This is a genomic window from Micromonospora sp. CPCC 206060 (assembly GCF_036906895.1).
GTDB lineage: Bacteria > Actinomycetota > Actinomycetes > Mycobacteriales > Micromonosporaceae > Micromonospora.
This window is the reverse complement of the sequence record NZ_JBAKHU010000204.1, coordinates 1-1,752: the sequence shown is the minus strand read 5'-3', so window position 1 is coordinate 1,752 and position 1,752 is coordinate 1. Positions and strand designations below refer to the sequence as shown.

Sequence of the window (1,752 nt, the reverse complement as noted above, 5' to 3'; positions counted from 1 at the left end):
AAGGACCAACTCGCCCTAGCCGCATGACCCGGACAACAACCTCACTCAAAAAGAAACGCACCCCCCCGGCTACGTCTTCACACAACCGGACGGGCAGCCACTACACCCGGACTACCTGACCCGCCGCTTCCGCCGCCTCGTGACCGACTCCGGTCTCCCACCCGTACGTCTGCACGACCTGCGCCACGGCGCGGCCAGCCTCGCCCACAGCGCCGGCGCAGACCTCAAAACCGTCCAAGAGCAACTCGGCCACACCAGCATCGTGCTCACCGCCGACACCTACACCAGCGTCCTGCTCGACCTGCACTTCACCGTCGCCGAAGCCACCGCCCGACTCGTCCTGGCCGCCGCAGCCCGCAACCCCGGCCGCAAGCACCGGACACCCACCCGACACCCACGAACCGCAGCAACACCCACCGCCCGACGGCCCAAACCGTTGCCAGGAACCAGAATCAGGCGCGAGCCCCACCCAGTAGCGGGCCGCGCCCACGTGACACCCAAACGACACCCAAAGATCAAAGCCGCATAGCCAGATGACTATACGGCCTGATCAGAGGTGGTGCGCCGCCAGGGACTCGAACCCCGAACCCGCGGATTAAGAGCTCGTCAATGTCGGAGGATGATGGTTGATGTTAACCAATGCCGGCTGAACAGGAAATACTCGCAATCGAGTGTCGGGCAGCACCGTCTCCTGTCGGGCTGTTCCGGGACGTCCGGTTCCCCCACGGTCCCCCAATCGTCGGGCGCCCAATGAAGGGGCAAAGCGGACAGTTACGGCATCGCCTGTGACGTAGCCCACAAGGAACGCCCCAGCATGGTCAAGTGATCGCGCTTGTCTGGTCGGTCTGTCTCAGTAGCAGGCCGGCCAGACGTCCAGGTAGAAATGGCGGGTCCACCGCGGGGCCTACCTGCGCGAACAGGTGCCTTTCGACAAGCACTATGAGTGGCCTTGAATGTCGCTACAACTCTTCTTAGTTGGGCCGCTGGCACGCGCACTTCCATCGGGCGCAGGTTCCAAGCCACGAAGTTTTTCGGCTATCCGGGGCGTGATTGCAGGATCTATCCTCTGGTCCCGCCGACGGTGCTTTACGTGGCCAACTCAGACTCAGCGTATTGCATATTTGCGCATTTGCAGTGCTTACATGGCTCGACGCCATCGACGTCGCCGTGGCAGCCCCAATCGTGGCCACAGACGCAAAGGATGCCTCCTGCGGCAGCGCTGAAGGCACACCGCTCGCACTCCGGCTCGGGTCGTCGTGGAAAGGGGGCGGCATGCGGCATCGCGTCCGGGTCCTGCTGCACCATGAGTTCATTGATCATAGGAATCATGTCCGCCCCTCGGTTCAGGACTATATCCGTCAGACGCTGGTCCAACCAGCCATTCATCGGGTCCGGGTCATTCTCATACAGCCAGCGTCGAAAGTGCGTCGGCACCTCGCCCGGCACGTGTCCTCGAGGGGTCCGCAGCACTTGGCCTGTCAGCTCGTCAAGTTGCTCGGTGATCTGTCGGCCGAGGTCGACGTCGCCGCCGACGGCATGGCGAGCGTAGAAAAGGGCACCCGCACCGGACTGGACTACGCACAGTAGAGCGCCCGGTGGACCATCCGAAAGCGGACGTGAGAGCCCTCCGTGCCAGGGACACAGGGTGCCCGCCATCTGCATGCACCACTGGATAAACGTTGGCGGGTCGTGACTGGTCAGGTGGTCGCTGCGCCGGTGGGTAGCCAGGGACAGCCGGCGACGAGTTCGGTG

Annotated in this window: 1 protein-coding gene and 1 pseudogene; one reads left to right on the top strand and one right to left on the bottom strand. The window is 63.6% G+C overall.

Annotated features, from left to right (window positions below):
- Positions 1-109: 109 nt before the first annotated feature.
- Positions 110-529: pseudogene (locus tag V6U90_RS33255) on the top strand (tyrosine-type recombinase/integrase); the annotation flags it as partial.
- A 557-nt stretch (positions 530-1,086) separates the two neighbouring features.
- On the opposite strand, the gene V6U90_RS33250 reads toward V6U90_RS33255, so the two are convergent.
- Positions 1,087-1,752, bottom strand: a 666-nt coding sequence (locus V6U90_RS33250) for a hypothetical protein (protein ID WP_334445116.1), incomplete at its 5' end; no start/stop codon positions are given.